The sequence below is a fragment of the Flavobacterium sp. GQ95 genome (genome assembly GCF_059758655.1).
In genome coordinates this window covers 1-1,071 of record NZ_JCAXEB010000050.1, presented here as the reverse complement: position 1 = coordinate 1,071, position 1,071 = coordinate 1, and the positions used below count along the sequence as shown (strand labels likewise).

At 44.7% G+C, this 1,071-nt stretch carries 1 protein-coding gene; it reads right to left on the bottom strand.

All coding sequences use genetic code 11. The annotated features are described in order from the left end of the window. Positions 1 to 1,071, bottom strand: a 1,071-nt coding sequence (locus AC6CH4_RS25875; RefSeq protein ID WP_498108203.1) for a PKD domain-containing protein, incomplete at both ends; no start/stop codon positions are given.

The window sequence follows — 1,071 nt, the reverse complement described above, 5'->3', positions numbered from 1 at the left end:
ATCTCCTGTTTTCACCGCTGTTGAAGAAGCCGTGAAATTTGAGACCGGAAAACCTACAGTAATCATATCGGCAACTGTTTTGGTATGGTTCCCAGCATCGTTTGTCACCCTAAGGGCAACACTGTATATGCCCGGTTCTGTGAAGGTAAAACCTGGATTTTGCTCTATTGAACTAAATTTCTCAACTCCCTCCCTGCTGATTGTCCACAACCAGGAAGTCGGTGCATTACCCGAAGTATCGCTAAAAGTTACAGTACCTCCTGTTTTCACCGCTGTTGAAGAAGCCGTAAAATCAGCCACCGGTAATGTTGTTACCCTAATCATATCGGCAACTGTTTTGGTATGGCTGCCAAAAGCATTGCCCACCGTAAGGACAACACTATAAAGTCCTTGTTCTGTAAAGGCAAAACTAGGGTTTTGCTCTGTTGAAGTGAATTTCTCAACTCCTTCCTTGTTAATTTTCCACAACCAGGAAACAGGAACACCCTTTGATGCATCGGTAAAAATTACAGTATCGCCTGTTTTAACAGAAGTGGACCCTGCCGTAAAATCAGCCACAATAATACCTACAGCAATCATATCGGAAACTGTTTTGGTATGGCTGCCAAAAGCATTGCCCACCGTAAGGACAACACTATACAATCCCTGTTCTGCGAATGTAAAACTTGGGTTTTGCTCTGTTGAAGTGAATTTCTCAACTCCTCCCTTGTTGATTTTCCACAACCAGGAAACAGGATCATTTTTTGAAGTATCGCTAAAGAGAATACTCTCACCGGTTTTAACAGAAACAGACCCTGCCGAAAAATCAGCCACTGGAAGACCTACAGCAATCATATCAGCCACTGTTTTAGTATGGTTCCCTGCCTTGTTTGTCGCGGTAAGGGCAACGCTATAGAGTCCCGCTTCGGTGAAGGTAAAACTTGGGTTTTGCAGCTCAGAGGTGAATTTTACCACACCGCCCCTGCTTATTTTCCAGGACCAGGAAACCGGGACATTGGTCGAGGTATCGGTAAAAGTTGCACTTCCTCCCGTTTTCACCGCTGTTGAAGAAGCGGTAAAATCAGCTGCCGG